The organism is Maribacter hydrothermalis (assembly GCF_001913155.1).
Lineage (GTDB): Bacteria > Bacteroidota > Bacteroidia > Flavobacteriales > Flavobacteriaceae > Maribacter > Maribacter hydrothermalis.
Map to the genome: position 1 here is coordinate 3480763 of NZ_CP018760.1, position 23801 is coordinate 3504563.

The following is a 23801-nucleotide window of genomic DNA, read 5'->3' on the forward strand; positions in this document are numbered from 1 at the left end:
GTTATCTAAGTAAATATTTAAGGGAGAAGTTTTTCTTTTCCTTTAAACGAGAAATAATTTTTAAAAAGGCGATTGCTGTAATGTAGGCGTCGCCCAATGCAGTGTGTCTATCTTTTCTAGAGATGGAAAATTTCTCTGCTAATTCATCTAATGTATAATTTGATTTTGGCTGTAACAAATAAGATTTAATGAGTGTTTTCTTATAAATAATCCCTGTATCCAATACAGTGTTTTTAAGTTTAGGTAAACCATGTCTCTCTAGAGCTCTATTTAACATACCTATATCGAATCCTGCATGGTGCGCAACTATAATGGCATTGCCAACATAGTCTAAAAACTGTTCAAGAGCCAAAATTTCACTGATACATTTTCGATTTCCATTTTTTAAAAGTCCGTGAACATGAACAGTATCTTTATTAAACTTTTCTTGCTTTAAATAAATTTCAAAAACCTCTTGAACTGAAATGGTTTCGTTTTTGATTTTTACAGCGCCAATAGAGAGTATACGGTCATCTTCAAAACTAAAGCCTGTTGTTTCAGTATCCAAAACTACAAAAGTTAATTCGTTAAAATTTTTGCTTTTTGCGTCCTTGAAAAGGTTCTCATAGGTTTTCCAATAGTCAGGTAGAATTTTAGGTGTTCTTTTAAATAGTCCCATTATCCTAAAATACTAGTCACCTTAAATCGAAGTGTAATCAATTCTTGAATTTCCTTAATAGCATTAAAAGTGCGTTTCAATTTCATTTTTTCTTGTTTGCTCAATTGATCTAGTTTAATAAATCTTCCCGAATCATGATTAGCTAATCCTTGTCGCGTTCTAAATTTCAATAATGCCTTTGTAGCATAGGAGCAAGCCAAATACAACTCTTGGTTGTTGGGCTCAAGTTCCGCTAGCTTTTCATAGCGTTCCCAAGTGTTGCTAATTGCCTTAACGGAATGCGATAATATCAAAACACGTGCAGCATCTATCAACGGCCTTAAGGCTCTGCTTTTTAAATCGAATGAATCCTTATGTTGCCCATCTTGTTCAACAACAAATTGTCTAAAGAAACCCGTGGGTGACGGACTTTGAAGTGCTCCGTTTGCCAAATGAACTAGAAAAATAGGATATTTCTCAACGGTTTTAAAAATATGGTCAGACATGTTGTCAAGTAAACTCCGCTCTCCAAAAGCTAAGCTATAATCAAAAAAAATGGAGGACATTAAAACCTCGTTCGGACCTGGATTACTGATCCAATAAGAAAGTTTATTTTTCCATTCCTGTAAGCTTAAACACCATTTTGGGTTAGAAGCCATCATGTCTGCAGGGCAGTACTCATATCCTATAATATTTAATCCTTTGGTTATATGTTTGGAAAGCTTAAGAAAATAAGTGGTGGTCTTAGGTAAATCTTCTTCAGGTACATCTTCAAAAACCAAAGCATTATCTTGGTCTGTGTGTAACAGTTGTTCACTTCTACCTTGGCTACCTAATGCAAGCCATGCAAATTTAACGGGTGGGGGCGTATCCATCTTTGCAATGGAAATTTCTATTACCTGCTTAATACATGTATCATTCAGTTCAGAAATTATCTTGGCAATTAAGCCTAAAGGAATGTTTTGTTCTAAGTATCCGGTTAAAAGTACCATCACACTCTTTCTAATCTGCTTTATTTTCTTAATACGAGAGGTGCGTTTAATTGCTTTTACTAATACGGCAGGGTTGTCGCCTAGGGAAACCATTACATCGTGCTTTGATAAAATACCTAATGCAGGAGAATTAGGCGTACCGTCTTCCGTGATGACTAAATGACTAATGTTGCTTTTCATCATTGCCATTTGAGCTTGGGTAATCGTCAGATTTTTTGGATACGTAATTACCGGTGTGGTCATTATAGATTTCACCGAAGCTGTTATCGGCTGCTCACCCGATATTACTTTATTTCTGAAATCTTTATCGGTAATAATGCCAACGGGTAAATCTTTACTGGTTACCAATAATGAGCCGATTTTCTTTTTAGACATGATGTCGGCAGCCTTTTTAATGGTAGTTCTCGTAGAACAAGAAACCAATTTTTTTGAATAGCTGGCTAATTGCAGATCTGGTAGTACCACTTCTTTTGTAACCTTTTCTTCAACTTCGTTGTCATAAAGTTGCCCTTTTTGATTTTTTGCATATGGATTACGGGTGTTGGAGGCAAAACTCTCCATCAAGAAAATAGTTACTTGGTCATTCTGTTTAGCAATAGGTTTAAATATATCGATAGGAATTCCGTAGAGAATACATTCTTCATGTGCTCTAGCTTCTAACTTATAATTTTCATTGGCAAAAAGCGGGCGTAATCCGAATATATCTCCTTCATCACAATAGTCAATGATATTAGAACTACTTCGATTAGTAAGGGAAACAGCTCCCTTATGTACCAAATAAAAGTGTGAATGTTGATTCTCATCAACCGAAAATATGACACTATTCTTTTCTTTATAGACAATTAGAACCTCTTCGGATAAAGCATGTAAGGACTTGGAGTCAAGAATATTAAAAGGGGGGAAGTTTTTAATAAAATCTGCAACTCTTTCAGAAATAAGGTTTTTCATATATTAAAGTTAGAAGAATTTATATAAAAAAATAATGAGAACCTTTTGGTTTAAAAGAATTTTAATGCGTTTATAAAACTAGCAATCACTTAAAAATACGCCAACCGCTAAACCACCTTCTGATGTTTCTTTATACTTAGAACTCATATCTTTTGCAGTTTCCCACATGGTTTGTACCACCTTATCTAACGGTACTTTTGCAGCCGATGGGTCAGAGCCTAAAGCTAATTCTGCCGCATTAATTGCTTTTATAGCACCCATGGAGTTTCGTTCTATGCATGGTATCTGTACCAACCCACCTATGGGATCACATGTTAAGCCTAAATGATGTTCCATAGCAATTTCTGCAGCCATTAAAACTTGCTCAGGAGAACCACCTAGTAGTTCGGTAAGTGCACCTGCCGCCATTGCTGAAGAAACACCTATCTCTGCTTGACAACCACCCATTGCTGCTGATATAGTAGCTCCTTTTTTAAAGATACTTCCAATTTCACCTGCTACTAATAGAAACTGTTTTACATGTTCAAAATTCCCAGCATGGTTTTCTATTACCATGTAATACATTAAAACTGCCGGTATTACTCCGGCACTACCATTTGTAGGTGCGGTAACTACACGGCCTAATGAGGCGTTTACTTCATTTACACTTAGTGCAAAGCAGCTTACCCATTGTAAAATTTGTCTAAACTTTACCTCTGTCTGTCGTATACTTTGTAGCCATTCTTCCGGGGTAGAGTAGGGAAGGTCGCTTTTAAGCTTGTTGTGCATTTCAAAGGCCCTACGTTTTACATTGAGGCCTCCAGGTAATGTGCCTTCGGTATGACAGCCGGTATACATGCATTCTAACATTGTATTCCAAATACGATTTAGTTGGTAGTCAATTTCTTCATTGCTACGTAACGATTTTTCATTTTCAAGAACAATATCCGAGATTTTTAAATCTTCTTTCTTACAATATTCAAGTAATTCGGTTCCCTTTTGAATAGGGTATGGGAATTTGTTAAACATGTCAACTTTACGTTTGGCATTTTTACGCTCCTCACTTATGACAAACCCGCCACCTATAGAATAATACGTTTTAGAAATTTTTCTGCCAGATTTTAGTATTGCCTGAAACTTTATACCGTTAGCATGAAATGGTAGAAATTTTCTATTAAATACAATATTTTTTTTAGGGTCAAATACAATTTTGTATTTACCATTAAGCTTCAATATGTTATTGTCTTTAATACCAGTTATTAATGGGTCAATGTCTGCAATTGGTATTTGTTCGGGATCAGCACCTAAAAGTCCGAGCATAACCGCATAGTCAGTGGCATGGCCTTTACCAGTTAAAGATAAGGAACCGTATAGGTGAACTTCTACTTCTTCTACCTTTTCAAGATTTCCTCTAGAGTCAAGACGAGCCAACCATCTTTCAGCAGCACGCCAAGGACCAAGTGTATGGGAGCTAGAAGGGCCCACACCTATTTTTAGCATATCGAATACACTTATACTTTCTATTTCCAAAACGTCTTAATTTTATAAGCTAAGGTACAATGTTTCGGCAACCTTTTACTATACTAAATTGGCATATTTATTTAGGACTAAACGATATTAGTGACATCATGTCAGTTTTTTTGGCTTGGCATATTGTTTGTCAATTACTAATCGATTGTAAAATAAAGCACTTAATTTAAAAACATATAAAATGAGTAAGATTATAGGAATAGATTTGGGTACTACCAACTCCTGTGTTTCAGTAATGGAAGGTAATGAACCAGTAGTAATTCCAAATGCAGAAGGAAAAAGAACAACTCCGTCTGTTATCGCTTTTGTTGAAGGCGGTGAAATTAAAGTTGGTGATCCAGCAAAAAGGCAAGCAGTGACAAACCCTAACAAAACCATTTATTCTATTAAAAGGTTTATGGGCAATAAATATTCAGAATCTAGTAAAGAGGCTGGTAGAGTACCTTACAAAGTAGTTAAAGGTGATAATGATACACCAAGAGTTGATATCGATGACCGTTTGTATTCTCCACAAGAATTGTCAGCAATGATTCTTCAGAAAATGAAGAAGACTGCTGAAGATTATTTGGGTCAAGAAGTAACTCGTGCAGTAATTACTGTACCTGCTTACTTTAATGACGCGCAAAGACAAGCTACGAAAGAAGCTGGTGAAATTGCAGGTTTAACTGTAGAGCGTATTATTAACGAACCTACCGCGGCATCTTTAGCATACGGTATGGATAAAAAAGATACTGATCAAAAAATAGTTGTTTTTGACTTTGGTGGTGGTACGCATGATGTATCTATCCTTGAGTTGGGTGATGGCGTTTTTGAAGTATTGGCTACCGATGGTGACACTCACTTGGGTGGTGATGATGTGGATCAAAAAATTATTGACTGGTTAGCCGAAGAGTTCAAGTCTGAAGAAGATATGGACCTTAGAAAAGATTCAATGGCTCTGCAACGTTTACGTGAGGCAGCTGAAAAAGCTAAAATTGAATTGTCATCTTCCGCACAAACAGAAATTAACTTACCATATGTTACAGCTACTGCTTCTGGACCTAAGCATTTGGTGAGAACATTAACGAGATCAAAGTTTGAGCAATTAATTGCCGATTTGGTAAAAAGAACGATAGAGCCTTGTGAGACTGCTATGAAAGCAGCAGGACTTTCTAAGAGTGATATCGATGAAATTATCTTAGTTGGTGGTTCTACTAGAATACCTGCAGTACAAGAAGCTGTTGAAAAATTCTTTGGTAAGAAACCTTCTAAAGGCGTAAACCCAGATGAGGTAGTCGCTGTTGGTGCCGCAATCCAAGGTGGTGTTTTAACTGGTGATGTAAAAGATGTATTATTATTAGATGTTACCCCGCTTTCATTAGGTATTGAAACTATGGGTAGTGTAATGACTAAATTAATTGAGTCTAATACTACGATACCAACTAAAAAGTCTCAGGTATTCTCTACTGCTGCTGATAACCAACCCTCAGTTGAAATTCACGTATTGCAAGGTGAAAGACCAATGGCAAACGATAACAAAACAATTGGTAGATTCCATTTAGATGGTATTCCACCAGCGAAGAGAGGTACTCCTCAAATCGAGGTTACTTTTGATATTGATGCTAACGGTATTATAAAAGTTTCTGCAACTGATAAGGCTACGAACAAAACTCAGGATATTCGTATCGAAGCTTCTTCTGGTTTAACGGAGGAAGAAATTAAAAAGATGAAAGCTGAAGCAGAAGCAAATGCTGAATCTGATAAAAAAGCAAAAGAAACTGCGGACAAATTGAATGAAGCAGACGGAATGATTTTCCAAACGGAATCTCAGTTAACTGAATTTGGCGATAAATTATCCGATGATAAGAAAAAACCAATTGAAGATGCCTTAGCAGAATTGAAAGCGGCTTATGAAACCAAGGATATCGCAGTAATTACTCCAGCTTTAGATAAAATCAATGAAGCGTGGAAAGTTGCATCCGAAGAAATGTACAAAGCACAAGCTGATGCTCAAGGTGGCGGTGCTCCTCAAGGAGAGCCAACTGCAAACGGTGCTGCTTCAGAAGGTGATAATGTTGAAGACGTAGACTTCGAAGAAGTTAAGTAGCCTGTCTTGAGCGAAGTCGAAAGGTAGACTTCGAAGAGGTTAAATAATATAACTATAAGTTATTATAAAAAAGGGACGGAATTTACCGTCCCTTTTTACTTTTATAGTAATTTTTTAAATCCCAGTATTATAAAGTAATTTTGCATCATGAATAAAAAATACCTACTTGTTATTTTATTGGTACCTATGATTTCTATTTTGAAAGGGCAAGAAATTCAGATTTTTACGCGGGCAGATTTTGACCTAAAAGAAAATGTAAAATTTTGTTTAGTAAGTACGGATTATGGTAAAGAAGAATATGATTTTAATAAAAAAGGGTTACTAACCAAATCAGTAACAAGATACAATGCTACCGATTATGATGTGGTTTATTATAAATACCTAAATGGCGAATTAGCGGAAAAACGTTCAGAATCTTATCGAAATAATGCATTTGACCCTAGCACTTCTATAGCTCACTTTTACCAGATTGATTCTACAGAAAATGTAAAAATACAAGAGCGTATATTTTCTTATGACAAAGAGTTTTTAGATGAATATGTTTATGAATATGACAAATCTGGAGATTTAACAAGTATTAGAAGAACAAACAATGATGGTATTGACGTTACATTGGTTGAGCATAAAAAATTTAAGGGAGAGTACACAATAACTTATTTGTTAAATGGAGCGCCGCTAAAATCTATTCGTACTTCTACACTTAAACCCAAAAATAAGCCAGAACAGAAAATAGTTTTAACTAAAGAGTTTTTAAAGGGAGAAGCGAATTATGCCTTTGAAGAAGTATTTAGTTCAAATGGCCGTTTAATGGCACAGCAAGAATTTGAATACAATACAGCTAATGAAAAGTTTGAGCCTACTGTAAGAACCACTTACATGTATGATGAAAATGACATGTTAGTTGCTGAAATTGCAAAAACTAAACTAGAGACTACAAAAAAAGAATATATCTATCAATACGACCAAGAAGGTAAGGGCAATTGGATAAAGCAAATTGTTACTCCAGATAACACCTATACTACAAGAAAAATCACCTATTACCCTAAAGAGACAATTGTAGTTGAGGATTAATTTTAATTAGTATTAGCTATCCATTTTTTTGAGTAAGCCATAACATAACTGTAAGTGCTTGTTTTAAACTATTTAATAAATAATATGTACTTTACGTATTATAATTTCTAATATACAGCCAATTTTTCTGATGTCAATAGCTTTTAAATATTCTAGGGAAATCTCAACTTAGTTTTAGAACAAGCTGTTATTTCTACTTTTGTATGTGTTACTATAATTGATTTATGATCTCTTTTTTTACTTCGTGACCGCCTTCAAAACGTATTTGACGAACTTTATTCCCAAAAAGCATTTTTAATTTTTTACTTTCATCCACTAATCTGTCAGGCGTTAGATATTCATCTTGGTTACCTAGTATAGAAATAATTTCTGTACGATCACTTAAAAAACTGAAATCCGACTTTTTCAATTCTTTTGGTAATCCACCGGCGTAAAGAATTAATTTTGCACATTCTAATTTGGAATAAGCTAAGTACCGCAATGCTATAGAAACACCTTGAGAAAAACCAAAGAATACAATTTTGCAATGATCTGGCAAGTTTTCATTTTTTAAAACAGCATCTAAATAATTAAATAGATTTACTGTTTCCTGTATTGTATTCTCTTTCGTTAACCAACTGGCCCCAACATGCTTGTACTCATTTTTTAAATAGTATTTAGATGGGGCTTGAGGGGCAATAATGTAATTTTCATTTTTAGGTAACTCGGTGAAATAGTTAAGGAAAAACCGACTTAAAAAACCTATTCCGTGAAAAACCACCCAAACTCGTTTAGTATCACGATTCAATTCATTTAAGGTATCATAGGTGTTGGTTGATTTATAAGAGATGTTTTTTATTTGGTTTTCCATAGTTGTTACAAAGTTTTTGAGCTTTCCAGTTGGTAATGTAATGCTTAATTTTACAAAAAAAAGGATGAACGACTACAAAGAAAAAATTCTAAAGATTTGTAACGAAACTTCTAAGAATACATTAATGGAGACCTTGGATATTGAGTACATTGATGTAGGAGAGGATTTTTTATTGGCTAAAATGCCGGTTACCCCAAAAGTACATCAGCCAGATGGAGTTTTGCATGGTGGTGCTACTGCGGCATTGGCCGAGAGTGTGGGTAGTGCAGCATCTTATGTATTTTTAGACGGAAGTAAGTATTTTGTTAGAGGATTGGAAATTACGGCAAATCATGTTAAAAGTGTAAAAGAGGGCTTTGTATATGCTAAGGCAATTATTTTACACAAAGGTAGAACTACACAGTTATGGGAAATTAAAATTACCAATGAAGATGATCAATTGGTTTCACTTTGTAAATTAACTACAATTACATTACCTAAAAACTAACATGGCACAAGAACTATTTAATCGTGCCGAAAATTGTTTTAAGCAGTTACCTTTTGTGTTATATAGAAAGCCCAATGAAAAAGAATTGGTTGGAGCCTTTCAAAATACCGATGAGGTTTTTAAAGTGAAGGACTTTACTGAATCTGGATTCGTTTTTGCTCCTTTCGATTTAAATTCTGATACCATTCTTATGAAAATGGACACTGTTTTGAAGGTTGCCTATACTACTAAAAATAAGGATATAGACACTGATATAGATAGGAATACAACGCTAAATAACACCATTGAAAAGCCACGATATCTTGAGCTAATTTCAAATGCTATTAAAAAAATTAAACAAAACGATTTTAATAAAGTGGTACTATCACGAAAGATAGATTTAGAATGGAAGGAGGATTATTTTGATATGTATAATCGGTTATTAAATACATATGAAAAAGCCTTCTGTTATTTCTGGCATCACCCAAAAATAGGAACTTGGATGGGAGCCACTCCAGAAATTTTAGTAAAAAGCAGTGGTACGCGATTTACTACTATGTCGTTAGCAGGAACTCAAAAATCAATTGATTTAGAGGCTCCAAAATGGTCAGAAAAGGAATTGCATGAACAGCAATTGGTAACAGATTATATTTTTGAAACGTTAAAAGATAAAGTGGTATCGCTAAGTAGTTCTAAACGAGAATCTATTAAAGCTGGTCAGCTTTGGCATTTGCGTACCGAGATGAAAGGATCTTTTGCACCCAATAAATTTGGTGAAATACTCAGAGCACTTCATCCTACCCCTGCCGTATGTGGTAGTCCATTAGTAAAGGCTAAAAATTTTATTTTGGATAACGAAAACTATAACAGAACTTTCTACACAGGTTTTTTAGGGGAACTGAACATAAAATCTGAACTGTCAAGAAATAAAAATCGAAAAAATCAGGAGAATAGCGCGTACAAAAGTATCGTGAAAACTTCTGAGCTTTTTGTAAACTTACGTTGTATGCAATTGGTAAATGATTTGGTATTTATTTATGTTGGAGGAGGAGTTACAAGTGATTCTAATCCAGAAAGTGAATGGGAAGAAACTGTATTAAAAAGCAATACAATGTATCGCGTTCTTAACGATAAATTGCACTAAGACTTTTGGGTAATAAGCGGCTTAGTTTGTATTTTTGAATACATGAAATATTCGCTAATACCTACAGCCCAAACAGTCGTTCAACATTGCCAGGCTAATGATATTTCTAATATTGTTATTTCACCTGGTTCAAGGAACGCCCCGTTAACAATAGCATTTGCAGAGAATCCTTTTTTTTCTTGTTTTAGTATAGTTGATGAGCGCTGTGCAGCATTCTTTGCGTTAGGTATGGCGCAACAATTAAAGAAGCCTGTAGTAGTTTTATGTACTTCGGGTAGTGCACTTTTAAACTATTATCCGGCAATAGCCGAAGCTTATTTTAGTAATATTCCTTTAATAGTAATTTCTGCGGATAGACCTATTTATAAAGTCGGCATAGGGGATGGGCAAACAATTAATCAAAAAAATGTTTACGAAAATCATATAGGTTACTCTGCAAATCTTAAGCAAGATGTAACTCATTCTACTGATAAAATTACACAATATAAACCCGATTGGATTAAAAATAGAGATGTACTTACAGTTCAGAATGAAGTTCAAAAATTTAATGATAATGAACTTAACAATGTTTTAAATACAGCAATCACCGGTAATTACCCTGTACATATTAATGTACCTTTTGAAGAGCCACTTTATAAAACAATAGCCAAGTTAACGGTACACCCTAATATTCAACCTATTTATAAAAAGGAAATACAGCTGCCTTCTTTGAATTTTGAGAAGAATATTTGGAATACTTCAAAACGAAAAATGGTACTTGTTGGTGTAAATACCCCAAATAGTATTGCCGAAAATATAATATTGAACCTTGCTAATGACCCAAGTGTAATTGTCTTAACCGAAACTACGTCAAACTTATATCACCCTAATTTTTTTAATAGTATAGATTCAATTATAGCGCCTATAGAATTGAATGATGCAAATGAAAATTTATTTGAAAGTTTAAAACCTGACGTGTTAATTACTTTTGGTGGGTTGATAGTTTCTAAGAAGGTAAAAGCATTTTTAAGAACATATTCCCCTAAACATCATTGGCATATTGACGGGACAAATCCTAATGATACGTTTTTCTGTTTAAAGAAACATATTAAAACATCCGTGAATTCGTTTTTTGGTATAATGTATAACAACTCAGTTGAAGTAAAGAGTAACTACTTTAGTTTTTGGAACCGAAAAAGAAATTACTATGTCCTAAAAAGAGCTGAATATGTTAATGAAATTCCGTTTTCAGATTTTGCGGTTTTTAACTCGGTATTGCAGGCCATACCTAATAACTACTTGCTACAATTAGCCAATAGTTCTACCATTAGATACACCCAATTATTCGATTTAAATTCGTCATTAACGGTGAATTGCAATAGGGGTACTAGTGGTATTGATGGTAGTACCTCAACAGCTATAGGAGCTTCAATAGTGAGTAAAACACCAACCTTGTTTATTACAGGCGACCTTAGTTTTTTCTATGATAGTAATGCGCTATGGAACGATTATGTACGAAATGATTTTAGAATAATAGTTATAAATAATAAAGGCGGAGGTATATTTAGAATTCTTCCAGGTAAAGAAAACAATGAAGTATTTGAAAAGTTTTTTGAAACACGACATAATTTAAATGCACAACAACTTTGCAGCATGTTCGGTTTTCATTATGCTATGGCAGATTGTGGTGAAAAACTTGATAAGGAAATGACTTTATTTTTTAAGGATTCAGGTCAACCTAAATTGTTAGAAATTGTGACTCCTTCATTAATAAACGATAAAATTTTGATTGATTATTTTCGTTTTATATCTTAGAGGGGTATTAACCATTAATTATAACACATTAACATGAGTAAAAGAGATGATTTAATTGAAAAGTATGCTGCCGACATCAAAGATAAGTTTGGTGAGAATGCAGATATGGATTTACTTAAGAAAGTAACTGTAGGCTTAGGGCCATCAATTTACAATCTAGACGCATCTAAGGTTTCTGGCGGTGACCAAAAAGAATTGGACACTGTTAAGAATAATTACTTGATTAAGAAATTAGGTCTAAAGGATAGTCCTGAATTAGATGCTGCTATTAAATCGGTTTTGGACAAGTATGGTTCATCTAATAAAAACAAGCATAGAGCGGTAATCTATTATAAGCTATGCCAACATTTCAAAAAAGCTTCTGTTTACAATAAATAAGAAGTATTAATTATTAGAATATTGACTAGACCGTTACCTTTTTGGTAATGGTCTTTTTTTTACAATTACATATGTAGATTTTAAAATGTAATTTTGTAGCATGATAGAATTAGGACGTATAAATAACCTAGAAATACTAAGAGATACCAGTGTTGGTTTATTTTTGGGTGATGAAGAGGGAAATGATGTTTTATTACCAAATAAGTATGTGCCAACAACTTATGAAATTGGCGATAAGATAAAGGTATTTTGTTATTTAGATTATGATGAGAGACCTGTGGCAACCACCTTAGAACCAGATATTATGCTTGGCGAATTTCGCTTATTGCAAGTGGCTGAAGTAAATGAATTTGGGGCTTTTATGCAATGGGGACTTGAAAAACACTTGTTAGTACCTTTTAGAGAGCAAAGGGTGAAAATGAAAGAAGGGCAATGGTATGTTGTTCATTGTTATTTAGACGAGCGTTCGAGAAGATTAGTTGCATCTAATAAATTAGACAAATTTTTAAGCAATGAAAGTATCGATCTTAAAGAATGGGAGCAAGTAGATTTGGTGGTGACCAGACAAACAGATTTAGGATGGGAGGTAATTGTCAATGAAAGACATAAAGGGCTGGTTTATTTTAATGAAGTGTTTAAACCAATTAATATTGGTGATGTTATACCAGGATGTATAAAAACAATTAGAAAAGATAATAAGCTAGATATTTCATTACAGCCTTTAGGAGCAAAAGTTCTTGAACCTGCGGCAAAAAAAATTTATGAGGTATTAGTTGAAAGTGGAGGTTTTTTAGGGTTGCACGATAAATCCTCACCAGAGGAAATAAGAGATGTTTTTCAAATGAGTAAGAAAACATTTAAGAAAGGATTAGGTACGCTGTATAAGGATAGAAAAATAAAAATTGAACCTGATGGTATTTCATTAATTGATGATTAATTAAATATGACCATAAAAATTTTAATTATCTGATTAGCAGAATTATATACTAATTTGGCAGATATAATTTTGTTATACTTAGTAATTAATTTTATTTTTGTTGGAATTGAAAAGTTATTAATAAAATTTAACTTACATTTAGTTAGAAGTATAATATTTACCCCCTGTAATATGCCTTTTATAGAAGAGAGTGATTTATTAGAATTACATAAGGATGTTGATAAAGCTCAAATTATTAATGAACGATTATTAGATCAAATAAAGTTCAAGAACAAAGAATTAAAAAAGAGCAAGATTCAGCGAAACATTTTCGCTGGTATTACTATGTTTTTTTTAATTGGTGGTTTAGCATTTACTTCGTTTACGGCAGGTATCTCAAGTTCTGGTGGTTTTAATAGAAATCCAAATAATGATTTACTATTGTCTTCTATGGATAGTACAGATGCAATTCGTGCTAGACTTGAAAATTTAAAAGAACAGAACGAAGAACTTAGTCTTGTTAAGGAGTTTTATTTGGCCAAGGAGTTCTTACAAAAAGAAAAAATATATTCTGTTCAAGTAAAATCGTTTGTTGATAATAATGTTACCCTTGCTTCGGAGGCCTTAACAAATACACTTTTTGTAAAAACAAACCCTTTTTACTCCTATTCATTAGGTAATTTTGAAACCTTACAGGAAGCACAATCTTTTAGAAAACAATTAGTAGATATTGGTTTTGGTGATGCATTTGTTGCATCTTATCAAGATGGTAAAAGAATTCAAATAGAAGATCCTTATTAGTGACTAAAGTAAGGGCATGGCTCAATGCAGCAAGACTAAGAACCTTACCTTTATCTGTATCTGGCATTTTGGTCGGTGCAGGTTTAGCTGCTTCGCAAGGGGTTTCAAATACGGTTATACTACTTTTGGCATTGGTAACAACCGTAGGACTCCAGATAACTTCAAATTTTGCCAATGACTATGGTGATGGTATAAAAGGTACCGATAATGACGATAGAGTTGGTCCAAAAAGAGCTTTGCAAAGCGGTATTTTAACAGCCAAACAACTTAAACGAGGAATTTATAGTAGTATTATTATAAATTTTTTATTAATTGTAGTCCTAGTCGTTACTTCTTTTGGAATAAAACATATAGTATACCCTGCTATATTTTTGGTTTTAGGCGTATTTGCTATCTGGGCCGCTATTAAATATACGGTAGGGAAATCAGCTTACGGATATAATGGTTTGGGAGATGTATTTGTATTCATTTTCTTTGGCTTGGTGAGTGTTCTTGGGTCTTTGTTCTTATTTCTTAAGACCATACCAATAAACTCTATTTTACCGGCTATTTCTATTGGTTTGTTGAGTGTAGGTGTTCTTAATTTAAATAATATGCGAGATGTAAAATCTGATAGTTCTGTGGGTAAAAATACGCTTGTCGTTAAAATTGGATTACGAAACGCGAAAATTTACCACTATTTTCTACTTATTATTTCTTTTTTATGCTTGTTTTTATTTTTGTTCACAACAAAAGGATTGTCTTTACGTTATGTATGTCTTATTGGCTTCGTCCCGGTGTTTATTCATATGAATAAAGTTAGGGTAACAAGCAATGAGGTGGAGCTGGATCCGGAACTTAAAAAATTAGCGTTGAGTACTTTTTGTACTGCCTTGCTGTTTTTTATTACTTATTTTTATTTTTTGTAATTTTGAATATAACCAACTAAATTTTTTTTAAACTTGGAACAACCTATTAAAATTCTTATTGTTGAGGACAATGTGATTATCGCTGATGACATGCAGTCCATGTTAGAGGAAATAGGATATGAAATTGTAGATAATGTTATAGTTTATGAACAGGCTATTGAAGTATTAAAAACTAAACAAGTTGATTTAGTACTTATTGATATTATTTTAGCTTCTGATAAGACAGGTATAGATTTAGGTAAGCATATAAGAGATAATTACGATATACCTTTCATTTTTGTTACCTCAAATTCTGACAGGGCTACAGTTGAAAATGCTAAAACGGTAAAACCAAATGGGTATTTGGTAAAACCTTTTGAGCAACAAGATCTTTATACTTCTATTGAAATTGCACTTTCTAATTTTATCTATGGTAAACAAAATACCGAAAAAGGCTTTTCAAATGATGAGGTGAATGAAGACGTGCCAATGTCTAATTCAATTTTGAAAGATTCAATTTTTGTTAAAAAACAGCATTTATATTATAGAATACAATTCGGTGATATTCAGTTTATCAAAGCAGATAACGTTTATTTAGAAGTAAATACAATTGATAAAAAGTTTTTAGTTCGTTCACCATTAAAAGATTATTTGGAAAAACTACCTCAAAATAAATTTTATAGAGCGCATAAATCTTATATTGTTAATGTAGATCATATTGATGCTATTAATTCTAAGGATATCATGATTAATGATACCTTAATTCCTATTTCAAAAGACTTTAAAGAATTTATTATTTCGGCAATGAATTCTTAAACATTTTACAATAGATTTATAAAACACCTATTAAGGTGTTTTTTTTACTCCACTAATAGTTGAAAGGCGTTTTTTCATCGGTAAAGAGCTTGATTTTATCGGTGAATTGCTATGTAGTCCGTTTGGCTTTACCTTCACAACAATAATTGATAGTTACACAACAAATAATGCAAACCTAGTTGTCTAATTTCTAAATTTGTAATAATTAGAAATTTTCAATATTCTTAATTAATTACACTTACTAGGAGTATTGTTTTAGTTTAATTTTCTAATTCATTTGCATAGTGCGTAGAACACACTTTATGAGTTCCAGGTATTTATAAATCTACCTTTTTTGGCTCACAACAAAAATTTAATAGAATCAAGTATAAGTTCTATGTTTGATTCTGTTTTTAATATGATATGGAAAAAATAGCTGTTTTGAGATTTATTATTACTTTCTTTATAAGTACATTTTCGGTCTGTGTAATAGCGCAAGACAGTTTGTCCTCTCAAAACGAAGATTATTATAAACAATTTCAGGATTTAGAAAACGGCGAGCTACGTACATTCTTCTTTTTTAATACGCCCAACCGTTATAATCTAAACTCCCCTTACGATTGGTTAGATACGGTTAAAGTATACCTTAACACCTCCGAAAAAACAAAAGATACTACTTCAATTCAAAATTATCAGTTAATTGAATCGCAAATTTATTTTGACCTAGGGGATTATGAAAAAAGTTTAGCAATTGTTAGGTCCTTGTATGACAATTTTGAGAAGTTAGATAATGATATAAAATTTAATATTTTAGAATTATTAGATGCCAATTTTTCTAAGCTTCAATTGTATAATAAGCAAATAGAAATAAGAAGGGTAAAACGTGAATTGGGCTATGAGGACAACGTTTCTTTTTATGATATTTATGCTAATCTGGGCCAGTATAGAAAGGCTATGCGCGATTATATGACAGAGGAGAAAAAAGAGATAAAGGACGATGATTATTACGGGCTTGCAATTTATAATAATACTATAGGTAATTACTTAAGACTTGATAAATCTACTCCTACTGCTCTTAGTTATTTTAAAAAATCAGAAGGACTAATTAGTGTATTTTTAAGTGATGTAACAAATCAAAGAACTGAAAAGGAAATTGCTGATGGTAGAATTTTAAATGGATTAATTATTGGTAATATAGGTAAATGTCATGTTCAATTAAATGAGTATGAAAAAGCGATTCCATTTCTAGAAGAGAGTATAGGCATCATTAAACAATATAATAAAGGTAAGTTTTCATCAGAATATAATGAAAATAAATTAGCGCTTGCTGAATGCTATTTGCAATTGGGCAATTACGAAAAAGCTACTGATATTTTAAGTGATGGCTTAAACCTTATAAATCTTGATAATATTCTTAAGCAAAATATAATTTATGCAGACTACTATTACAAAACAGGGGATTTTAAGAACGCTACAGTTTATTTAAAGAAAAATAATAGAATTAGAGATTCTATTGACAACCTTGCATCTGACATTAAGAATCAGCAATTGACGTCAATTGTTGAACAAGACTTAGAGAATTCTAAAAAAATGATGGAGCAACAAAAAGCTCAGTTAGAAGAATCTAGAAAAGATATAGCTGCTAGAGATGATAAAATTAGTTTGGTATTCGTATCCTTAATATTTACACTTATTGGTTTTGCTGGCCTGGTATATGCCTATTTAAAAAGTATTAAAAATCAAAGACTAATTGCTGAACAAAAATTTATTATTGAAAATGCATTGGTGGAAAAAGATTCGCTTTTAAAGGAAATTCATCATAGAGTAAAAAATAATCTTCAAATGGTTTCTAGTCTATTAAGTTTACAGACAAAAAATACAAGAAGTAAAGCGGCAATAGAAGCACTGGAAGAGGGTAAAAGTAGAGTTAAGGCAATGGCTTTAATTCATCAAAAATTGTATCAAAATGACGACCTTTCAGTAATTGAAATGCAAGGATATATTGAAAGCTTAATTAATAGCATACAATCCGTTTACAAAAAAGGTGGCCACAATATTAATATTACAATTGACGCTGAAGGCGTTGAGTTGGATATTGATAGAGCTATACCTTTTGGACTTATTTTAAACGAGTTAGTTTCCAATTCATTCAAATATGCATTCCCTCAAGATGATAGTAGTGGTAAAATTTATATTCATTTACGAAAGATAGTAGGCCAAGAAGGCTTTTTTGAATATACAGATAACGGTATAGGCTTACCAGAAGATTCTGAGGAAAGAGCAAATTCATCTATGGGTATGCGTCTTATGAATAGATTGGCAAATCAATTACAGACATCGTTAAATACAGATAAAACTACGGACGGTGTTCGTTTTTGGTTTAATTTTAAATAGCCTATCTAACTTTACTTTTCATAACCACTTTGTGTAGTAGTTTTGGAAAAAACCTTTTTAAGTAAATGCCAAATATTTCTTTTCCACCTATGTAGGTTTCAAACCGATTCTTTTTAATTGCAGTGATAATTTTTTTGGCGCATTTGTTAACTGGCATGCCATTTTCTGTGGCGTTATCTTCTTTTTGTAATGCAGAACCATCACCAGTCAATGCATTTTTTGCAACGTTTGTCTGTATAAACCCAGGACATATTATAGAAACATTAATATTGTCTTTTTCATGTTCCATACGCAATGTATCAAAGAAGCCATGTAGTGCATGTTTTGCACCACAGTAACCTGATCGATATGGAGATGAAAATTTACCCATTAAACTAGTTACGGTAACAAAATGACCGCTTTTTTGAGCTATAAAATAGGGAAGTACATGTTTTGTTAATTTAATGGTACCCAAATAATTAATATCAATCATTTGTCGATACACTTCAAAATTGGTGTCAATTATGAGAGAACGTTGACTAAGACCACCATTATTAATTAAAATGTCAATTTTCCCAAATACAGAAATAGCCTTGCTAGTTATGCTTTCCAAAGAATCAAATTTGGTTAAATCTAAAGGCAGAATAGCTGCATTTTTCTGGAACTTGCAGTTGTTTTGTACTTTCAAAAGCATATCTTCTCGTCTTGCTGAGAGTATAATTTTTGAGCCAAGTTCATTTAATTGATAGGCTAATGCTTCCCCAATTCCTGAAGAAGCTCCTGTTATCCAAATCACCTTATTATTCATACTAGTCAATCATTCATTATTAAATTTAAAATATACTTAAATTTGAAGAATTATATGAAGGCTACGTTTAAAAAGTATCTCTTAAATTTTAAAAATCCTAGTGGAACTTCTAGAGGAATTTTACGAACCAAAGAAACTTGGTTTCTTTTTTTGGAAGAAAAAGGGAAATGGGGTGTTGGAGAATGCGGATTATTTAGAGGCCTAAGTTTTGATGATGTGCCTAATTATGAAGAAAAATGTAATTGGGTAGTAAAAAATAGAAGCTTGGGCGAAACTAAATTGCTTAAGCAATTACAAAATTTCCCTAGCATTCAATTTGGTATAGAACAGGCTTTAATATCGCTTCGTTCCAAAAATCCATTTCATCTTTTCGATTCCGATTTTTTAAACAATCAACAACCAATTACTATTAATGGGTTGGTTTGGATGGGAGATAAAGAGTTTATGCACCAACAAATAGAAGACAAGTTACAGCATGGTTTTTCTTGCATTAAAATGAAAATCGGTGCCATTGATTTCGATACAGAGTTAGCATTGCTAAAATCAATTCGAGAACGTTATTCAAAAGAAGATATTGAATTACGTGTTGATGCAAATGGTGCTTTTTCTCCACAAGAGGCTTTATATAAACTAGATATTTTGTCGAAATTCGATTTACACTCTATTGAACAACCTATTAAACAAGGACAATGGAAAGAAATGCAAAAACTTTGTGCCAACACACCTTTGCCTATTGCATTAGATGAAGAATTAATTGGTGTGGTTAATGTAACTAATAAAGAAGATTTAATACAAACTATTCAACCACAATATATAATTTTGAAACCAAGTTTGGTAGGTGGTTTTGCAGGAAGTAATGAATGGATTGAAATTGCTAAAAAAAATAATATAGGTTGGTGGATTACTAGTGCATTGGAAAGTAATATTGGCTTAAATGCTATTGCCCAATGGACGGCAACGCTCAATAATAAAATGCCACAAGGGCTAGGAACGGGTTCAATGTTTACCAATAATATTGATAGTCCGTTAGAAGTAACCAATGGAGGTTTGTTTTATAACAAGTCTAAAATATGGAATACTAATTTAATTGAAATGTAATGTATATAGAACAAGGATATAAGGGTGATTTAGGTTTGTGGAAATATTTAATTATTCCTGGTTGCTTTATAGGGCTAATGGTTGTTAATTATATCGCTATTTTATTTTCGCCGGTTAGTGTTGAGGATAGTATGGCGCAAATGATTAATGCTCTAGGCTCTAATATAGTTTTAATTCTTGTATTGGCGCCTTTGGCTGTTGGTCTGTTTGTTGTTTTGGGATGGACAAAATTAGTGCATTCCCAAACTATAACATCCTTAACTACATCTCGAAAAAAGATTGATTGGAAAAGAGTATTTTTTGCCTTCGCAATATGGGGTTTGGCAACTATTGTATTAACCTTTGTTGGTATTTACTTATCTCCAGAAGACTATGTTTTTAATTTTAAACTAGTTCCTTTTTTATCTTTAGCGGTTATAGGAATAGTTCTTATACCATTACAAACAAGTTTTGAAGAGTATTTGTTTAGAGGTCATATGATGCAAGGTCTAGGCATTGCAACAAAAAATAGATGGGTTCCTTTGATTGTTACTTCAGTTTTATTTGGCTTAATGCATTTAGGTAATCCTGAAGTTGAAAAACTAGGGTATGGAATTATGATTTATTACATAGGTACGGGTTTTTTCTTGGGCATTATTACTTTAATGGATGAAGGTTTAGAGTTGGCTTTAGGTTTTCATGCCGCTAACAATTTAATTGGAGCACTTTTGCTAACTGCAGATTGGACAGCTTTTCAAACAAATTCTTTATATAGAGATATATCTAACCCTGTATTAGGTTGGGACGTCTTAGTTCCAGTATTTATAATTTTCCCTATTCTTTTAATAATTTTTTCTAAAAAATATGGATGGACTGACTGGAAACAAAAGCTTGTAGGGAAAGTGTTATCTAAAGAAGAATTTTTAATTGAAGAGATTACGCAAAATGGATAGACCAGAAATACACCCTTATTTTTCAATACACGGTAGAAAATTATCTTTTGATGACCTAGTAGAACTTAGTTATAGTTTTATTAAGGAAGGTGATGATTTTGAAAAACACATTGGTGAGTTCATTTTAGATTGGATAGATGATTCACCCATAATTTCAGTACAAACATCAGGCTCAACAGGTGCTCCAAAAATTGTTTCTATTAAAAAGGAACAAATGGTTCAAAGTGCTTTAGCAACTGGCGAGTACTTTAATTTGACTCCGAAAAAATCTGTCTTACTTTGTTTATCTGCAGAATTTATTGCCGGGAAAATGATGATTGTAAGAGCTTTGGTTTTAGGACTGGATTTACATTTGCTTTCACCTACTTCAAGCCCATTACAAAGTGTTAAAAGGACGTTCAGCTTTGGAGCTATGGTCCCTTTACAGGTTGAAAATTCTTTAAGTAAATTAGGTCAAATTGAAACGTTGATCATAGGAGGGGCACCTATTTCTATTGCGTTAAAAGAAAAATTAAAAGATATAGGTAATACAAGTTATGAAACTTACGGAATGACGGAGACCTTAACACATATTGCAGTTAAGCCTTTGAATTATGGGGTAAGTGATCAAACACCTTTTTCTATTTTACCAGGCATTGAAATTTCTATAGATGAAAGAGGTTGTTTAGTTATTAATGCTCCAAAAATTTCAGATAATCCCGTTATAACCAATGATTTGGTTGATTTAGTTTCTAAGACCGAATTTAAATGGCTTGGTAGATTTGATAATATAATTAATTCTGGAGGTGTTAAACTTAGGCCTGAGCAAATAGAAGATAAACTATCAAATGTCATAGATCAAAGTTTTTTTATAGGTTCATTACCAGACCCAAAACTTGGAGAACAGCTAGTGTTGATAATTGAAGGAAAAGCTGATCCCGAATCTTTAATGCAAGATATAGTGGCAAGTACTTTATTATCCAAGTATGAAATACCAAAGCAAATAAAAATACTTCCTGTTTTCTTACGAACGAATAGTGATAAAATAAAAAGGAAAGAAACAATGGACTTGCTGAAAGCATAACTTCCCTCATTGTAAGATACCCTTAGCTCATTTTTTATTTTTAAAAAGCGGCTTTCTTAATAGGTTTAATGCTCAAACTTTAAACCAATTATTATGAAAAATGCAACTTTACTATTCTTTCTTCTAAGTAGTATGCTGTTGTCGTCACAACATGTTACTATTAGTGGTACCGTTTCTGACCACCAAGGAAATCCTTTGCCTGGTGTAAATGTTATGGAAAAAGGAACGACCAATGGCACACAAACAGATTTTGACGGACACTATACGTTAACAGTATTAAAAGGAGCAGAATTATCATTTTCGTATATAGGCTGTAAGAATCTAATTATGAAAGTTAGAGATAAGGTGATTATTGATGTTTCGCTTGAGGAAGACTATCAAGTGCTAGAAGAGGTCGTAGTTTCGGGGTATGGTATTCAAAAACGTCGTCATGTTACGGGCGCTGTTGCAATGGTTAACATGCAATCTCCTAAAACCAATATTAGTAGAGCATTACAAGGCAAAGTTAGTGGTGTAACTATCCGTGGCACGGGTTCTGTAGAAAATAAAAATGTAGGAACTAATGCGAAAAGACCTTTATATATAGTTGATGGTGTTCCTATAGAGAAGCAATTTAATTTCATTGTTCAAAGCTTAAAAAGCGAAAATATTAATAGTAGAAAAGAACTTAGGGCTTCTGAAGCGCGGCGTCTGTATGGACAAGATGCCAAGTATGGATGTATTGTAATACATACGATAAAAGGAAATTATAAAATTGAAAATGACGAAAATTATGCCCACATCACTGAAAACCAGTTTCAAAATGTAGTTTTCAACCCGTTGTCAACTTTTTCTATAGACGTAGACAAAGCAGCTTATAGTAACATTAGAAGATTCATTAACAATGGCCAGGATGTTCCTGTAGATGCAGTGAAGATTGAAGAAATGATTAATTACTTTGATTATGACTATCCCCAACCAAAAGATGATCATCCATTTTCTGTAAATACAGAAGTTGCACAAACCCCTTGGAATATAGATACTAAACTTGTGCGCATTGGTTTGCAGGGAAAAGAATATTTGAATGAAGAATTACCGGCATCTAATTTAACTTTTTTGATAGATGTATCTGGGTCCATGTCAGATGAAAACAAATTACCACTACTTAAATCGGCCTTTAAATTATTGGTAAACCAACTTAGGGAAAAGGATAAAGTCTCTATTGTAGTTTACGCCGGTGCGGCAGGGATGGTATTAGAACCTACATCTGGTAGTGACAAAGTAAAAATAATGAATGCTTTAAATAACTTAGAAGCAGGTGGATCCACCGCTGGAGGAGAGGGTATTGAGTTGGCTTATAAGTTGGCAGAAAAACATTTTAAAAAAAATGGGAACAATAGAGTGATATTGGCAACAGATGGTGATTTTAATGTAGGACTGTCACATGACAAAGACATGGAAAAATTAATTACGGAAAAACGAGAATCAGGTGTTTTTCTTTCGGTCCTTGGATTTGGTATGGGGAATTATAAAGACTCTAAATTGGAAACTTTGGCAGATAAAGGAAATGGGAATCATGGTTACATAGATACCATGCAAGAAGCTCAGAAATTATTTGGTAAGGAATTCGGTGGGACTTTATTTACAATTGCAAAAGACGTTAAACTGCAGGTAGAGTTTAATCCTGCAAAAGTAAAATCATATCGATTAATTGGTTATGAAAATAGATTATTGGCTGATGAAGATTTTATTGATGACACCAAAGATGCAGGTGAATTAGGTAGCGGTCATACAGTAACCGCTTTGTATGAAATAATTGAAGTAGGTGCCGCATCGGAATATGATAGAGAAATACCAAACTTAAAATATTCTAACAATACTAGTAAGAATGTATTTTCTGATGAACTGTTCACCGTAAAATTCAGATATAAAAAACCAGATGGCAATAAGAGCATAGAGATGATTCATGTACAAAATAAGAATACGCAAGAAATGTCAAAAGATTTTAAATTCTCTGCTGCGGTGGCATTATTTGGTCAGCAATTACGAAAGTCGGCTTTTATAAATAAAACTTCTTTTAACGATGTAGTTCAACTAGCAGAAACGGGTAGGGGTGAAGATAAGAATGGATATAGAGCAGAGTTTATTAGGTTGGTTAAAAGCATCAATGAGAAATTGGTGACAGAGAATTATTAATATAGTAAAATTCCAAATAATTTTAAGGAATAGGTTATTTCAAATGTGTGTTATTTTGTATTTTCAAGGCTTATATAA

At 32.9% G+C, this 23801-nt stretch carries 20 protein-coding genes; 15 read left to right on the forward strand and 5 right to left on the reverse strand.

From position 1 onward, the window contains the following. Position 1: 1 nt before the first annotated feature. The 3 genes from BTR34_RS14945 to BTR34_RS14955 all read right to left on the reverse strand — a co-directional run bounded on the left by BTR34_RS14945 (position 2) and on the right by BTR34_RS14955 (position 4080). Positions 2-658, reverse strand: a complete 657-nt coding sequence (locus BTR34_RS14945) for a 3'-5' exonuclease (RefSeq protein ID WP_068483486.1) — start codon at positions 656-658, stop codon at positions 2-4. Continuing rightward, on the reverse strand, positions 658-2577 hold the full coding sequence (locus BTR34_RS14950) for a DUF294 nucleotidyltransferase-like domain-containing protein (RefSeq protein ID WP_068483483.1): 1920 nt from the start codon (positions 2575-2577) through the stop codon (positions 658-660). The genes BTR34_RS14945 and BTR34_RS14950 overlap by 1 nt, the downstream gene beginning before the upstream one ends. Before the next feature lie 78 nt (positions 2578-2655). Next, a complete protein-coding gene (locus tag BTR34_RS14955; protein ID WP_068483540.1) occupies positions 2656-4080 on the reverse strand; it encodes an L-serine ammonia-lyase in 1425 nt (474 codons plus the stop codon). Between the two features lie 187 nt (positions 4081-4267). Here BTR34_RS14955 and dnaK point away from each other — a divergent pair, with 187 nt between their 5' ends. Both dnaK and BTR34_RS14965 read left to right on the forward strand, forming a co-directional pair. Then, on the forward strand, positions 4268-6172 hold the full coding sequence (dnaK, locus tag BTR34_RS14960) for a molecular chaperone DnaK (protein WP_068483480.1): 1905 nt from the start codon (positions 4268-4270) through the stop codon (positions 6170-6172). A gap of 147 nt (positions 6173-6319) precedes the next feature. Next, positions 6320-7243: a hypothetical protein gene (locus BTR34_RS14965; protein ID WP_068483477.1), complete on the forward strand. Its 924-nt coding sequence runs from the start codon at positions 6320-6322 to the stop codon at positions 7241-7243. Positions 7244-7454: 211 nt separating this feature from the next. Here BTR34_RS14965 and BTR34_RS14970 read toward each other — a convergent pair whose 3' ends face one another. After that, positions 7455-8093, reverse strand: coding sequence for an alpha/beta hydrolase (locus BTR34_RS14970; protein WP_068483474.1), 639 nt, complete (start codon positions 8091-8093; stop codon positions 7455-7457). 64 nt (positions 8094-8157) lie between these two features. On the opposite strand from BTR34_RS14970, the gene BTR34_RS14975 reads away from it, so the two are divergent. The 9 genes from BTR34_RS14975 (at position 8158) to BTR34_RS15015 (ending at position 17668) form a co-directional block, all read left to right on the forward strand. Further along, positions 8158-8580, forward strand: a complete 423-nt coding sequence (locus BTR34_RS14975; protein WP_068483536.1) for a PaaI family thioesterase — start codon at positions 8158-8160, stop codon at positions 8578-8580. A gap of 1 nt (position 8581) precedes the next feature. Then, entirely contained in the window at positions 8582-9703 is a 1122-nt protein-coding gene (locus BTR34_RS14980; protein ID WP_068483471.1) for a chorismate-binding protein, read from the forward strand. 42 nt (positions 9704-9745) lie between these two features. Beyond that, entirely contained in the window at positions 9746-11497 is a 1752-nt protein-coding gene (gene menD / locus BTR34_RS14985) for a 2-succinyl-5-enolpyruvyl-6-hydroxy-3-cyclohexene-1-carboxylic-acid synthase (protein ID WP_068483468.1), read from the forward strand. A gap of 33 nt (positions 11498-11530) precedes the next feature. Beyond that, on the forward strand, positions 11531-11875 hold the full coding sequence (locus BTR34_RS14990; protein WP_068483465.1) for a DUF2853 family protein: 345 nt from the start codon (positions 11531-11533) through the stop codon (positions 11873-11875). Between the two features lie 100 nt (positions 11876-11975). Then, positions 11976-12812, forward strand: a complete 837-nt coding sequence (locus BTR34_RS14995) for a CvfB family protein (RefSeq protein WP_068483462.1) — start codon at positions 11976-11978, stop codon at positions 12810-12812. A gap of 171 nt (positions 12813-12983) precedes the next feature. After that, a complete protein-coding gene (locus BTR34_RS15000; RefSeq protein ID WP_068483534.1) occupies positions 12984-13592 on the forward strand; it encodes an SPOR domain-containing protein in 609 nt (202 codons plus the stop codon). Beyond that, entirely contained in the window at positions 13592-14500 is a 909-nt protein-coding gene (gene menA / locus BTR34_RS15005; protein WP_068483459.1) for a 1,4-dihydroxy-2-naphthoate octaprenyltransferase, read from the forward strand. Before BTR34_RS15000 ends, menA begins: the two co-directional genes overlap by 1 nt. 33 nt (positions 14501-14533) lie before the next feature. After that, positions 14534-15295, forward strand: a complete 762-nt coding sequence (locus BTR34_RS15010) for a LytR/AlgR family response regulator transcription factor (RefSeq protein ID WP_068483457.1) — start codon at positions 14534-14536, stop codon at positions 15293-15295. Positions 15296-15715: 420 nt separating this feature from the next. Continuing rightward, on the forward strand, positions 15716-17668 hold the full coding sequence (locus tag BTR34_RS15015) for a tetratricopeptide repeat-containing sensor histidine kinase (protein WP_235843180.1): 1953 nt from the start codon (positions 15716-15718) through the stop codon (positions 17666-17668). Between the two features lies 1 nt (position 17669). Here BTR34_RS15015 and BTR34_RS15020 read toward each other — a convergent pair whose 3' ends face one another. Then, positions 17670-18455: an SDR family oxidoreductase gene (locus tag BTR34_RS15020; protein ID WP_068483450.1), complete on the reverse strand. Its 786-nt coding sequence runs from the start codon at positions 18453-18455 to the stop codon at positions 17670-17672. A 54-nt stretch (positions 18456-18509) separates the two neighbouring features. On the opposite strand from BTR34_RS15020, the gene BTR34_RS15025 reads away from it, so the two are divergent. From BTR34_RS15025 to BTR34_RS15040, 4 genes are all read left to right on the forward strand, one after another. Next, positions 18510-19553, forward strand: a complete 1044-nt coding sequence (locus BTR34_RS15025; protein WP_068483448.1) for an o-succinylbenzoate synthase — start codon at positions 18510-18512, stop codon at positions 19551-19553. Then, positions 19553-20485, forward strand: a complete 933-nt coding sequence (locus tag BTR34_RS15030) for a CPBP family intramembrane glutamic endopeptidase (RefSeq protein WP_068483445.1) — start codon at positions 19553-19555, stop codon at positions 20483-20485. The genes BTR34_RS15025 and BTR34_RS15030 overlap by 1 nt, the downstream gene beginning before the upstream one ends. Further along, positions 20460-21548 carry an AMP-binding protein gene (locus BTR34_RS15035; RefSeq protein WP_235843179.1) on the forward strand — a complete coding sequence of 363 codons (1089 nt, stop codon included), beginning with the start codon at positions 20460-20462 and terminating at the stop codon, positions 21546-21548. Before BTR34_RS15030 ends, BTR34_RS15035 begins: the two co-directional genes overlap by 26 nt. A gap of 93 nt (positions 21549-21641) precedes the next feature. Continuing rightward, on the forward strand, positions 21642-23723 hold the full coding sequence (locus tag BTR34_RS15040) for a vWA domain-containing protein (RefSeq protein ID WP_068483440.1): 2082 nt from the start codon (positions 21642-21644) through the stop codon (positions 23721-23723). Positions 23724-23801 lie beyond the last annotated feature (78 nt).

What these genes read in the sequence shown, in the direction of transcription:
- BTR34_RS14945 (WP_068483486.1), bottom strand. Translation starts at nt 658, where the DNA reads ATGGGACTATTTAAAAGAACACCTAAAATTCTACCTGACTATTGGAAA.
- BTR34_RS14950 (WP_068483483.1), bottom strand. Translation starts at nt 2,577, where the DNA reads ATGAAAAACCTTATTTCTGAAAGAGTTGCAGATTTTATTAAAAACTTC.
- dnaK (WP_068483480.1), top strand. Translation starts at nt 4,268, where the DNA reads ATGAGTAAGATTATAGGAATAGATTTGGGTACTACCAACTCCTGTGTT.
- BTR34_RS14965 (WP_068483477.1), top strand. Translation starts at nt 6,320, where the DNA reads ATGAATAAAAAATACCTACTTGTTATTTTATTGGTACCTATGATTTCT.
- BTR34_RS14970 (WP_068483474.1), bottom strand. Translation starts at nt 8,093, where the DNA reads ATGGAAAACCAAATAAAAAACATCTCTTATAAATCAACCAACACCTAT.
- BTR34_RS14975 (WP_068483536.1), top strand. Translation starts at nt 8,158, where the DNA reads ATGAACGACTACAAAGAAAAAATTCTAAAGATTTGTAACGAAACTTCT.
- BTR34_RS14980 (WP_068483471.1), top strand. Translation starts at nt 8,582, where the DNA reads ATGGCACAAGAACTATTTAATCGTGCCGAAAATTGTTTTAAGCAGTTA.
- menD (WP_068483468.1), top strand. Translation starts at nt 9,746, where the DNA reads ATGAAATATTCGCTAATACCTACAGCCCAAACAGTCGTTCAACATTGC.
- BTR34_RS14990 (WP_068483465.1), top strand. Translation starts at nt 11,531, where the DNA reads ATGAGTAAAAGAGATGATTTAATTGAAAAGTATGCTGCCGACATCAAA.
- BTR34_RS14995 (WP_068483462.1), top strand. Translation starts at nt 11,976, where the DNA reads ATGATAGAATTAGGACGTATAAATAACCTAGAAATACTAAGAGATACC.
- BTR34_RS15000 (WP_068483534.1), top strand. Translation starts at nt 12,984, where the DNA reads ATGCCTTTTATAGAAGAGAGTGATTTATTAGAATTACATAAGGATGTT.
- BTR34_RS15020 (WP_068483450.1), bottom strand. Translation starts at nt 18,455, where the DNA reads ATGAATAATAAGGTGATTTGGATAACAGGAGCTTCTTCAGGAATTGGG.
- BTR34_RS15025 (WP_068483448.1), top strand. Translation starts at nt 18,510, where the DNA reads ATGAAGGCTACGTTTAAAAAGTATCTCTTAAATTTTAAAAATCCTAGT.
- BTR34_RS15030 (WP_068483445.1), top strand. Translation starts at nt 19,553, where the DNA reads ATGTATATAGAACAAGGATATAAGGGTGATTTAGGTTTGTGGAAATAT.
- BTR34_RS15040 (WP_068483440.1), top strand. Translation starts at nt 21,642, where the DNA reads ATGAAAAATGCAACTTTACTATTCTTTCTTCTAAGTAGTATGCTGTTG.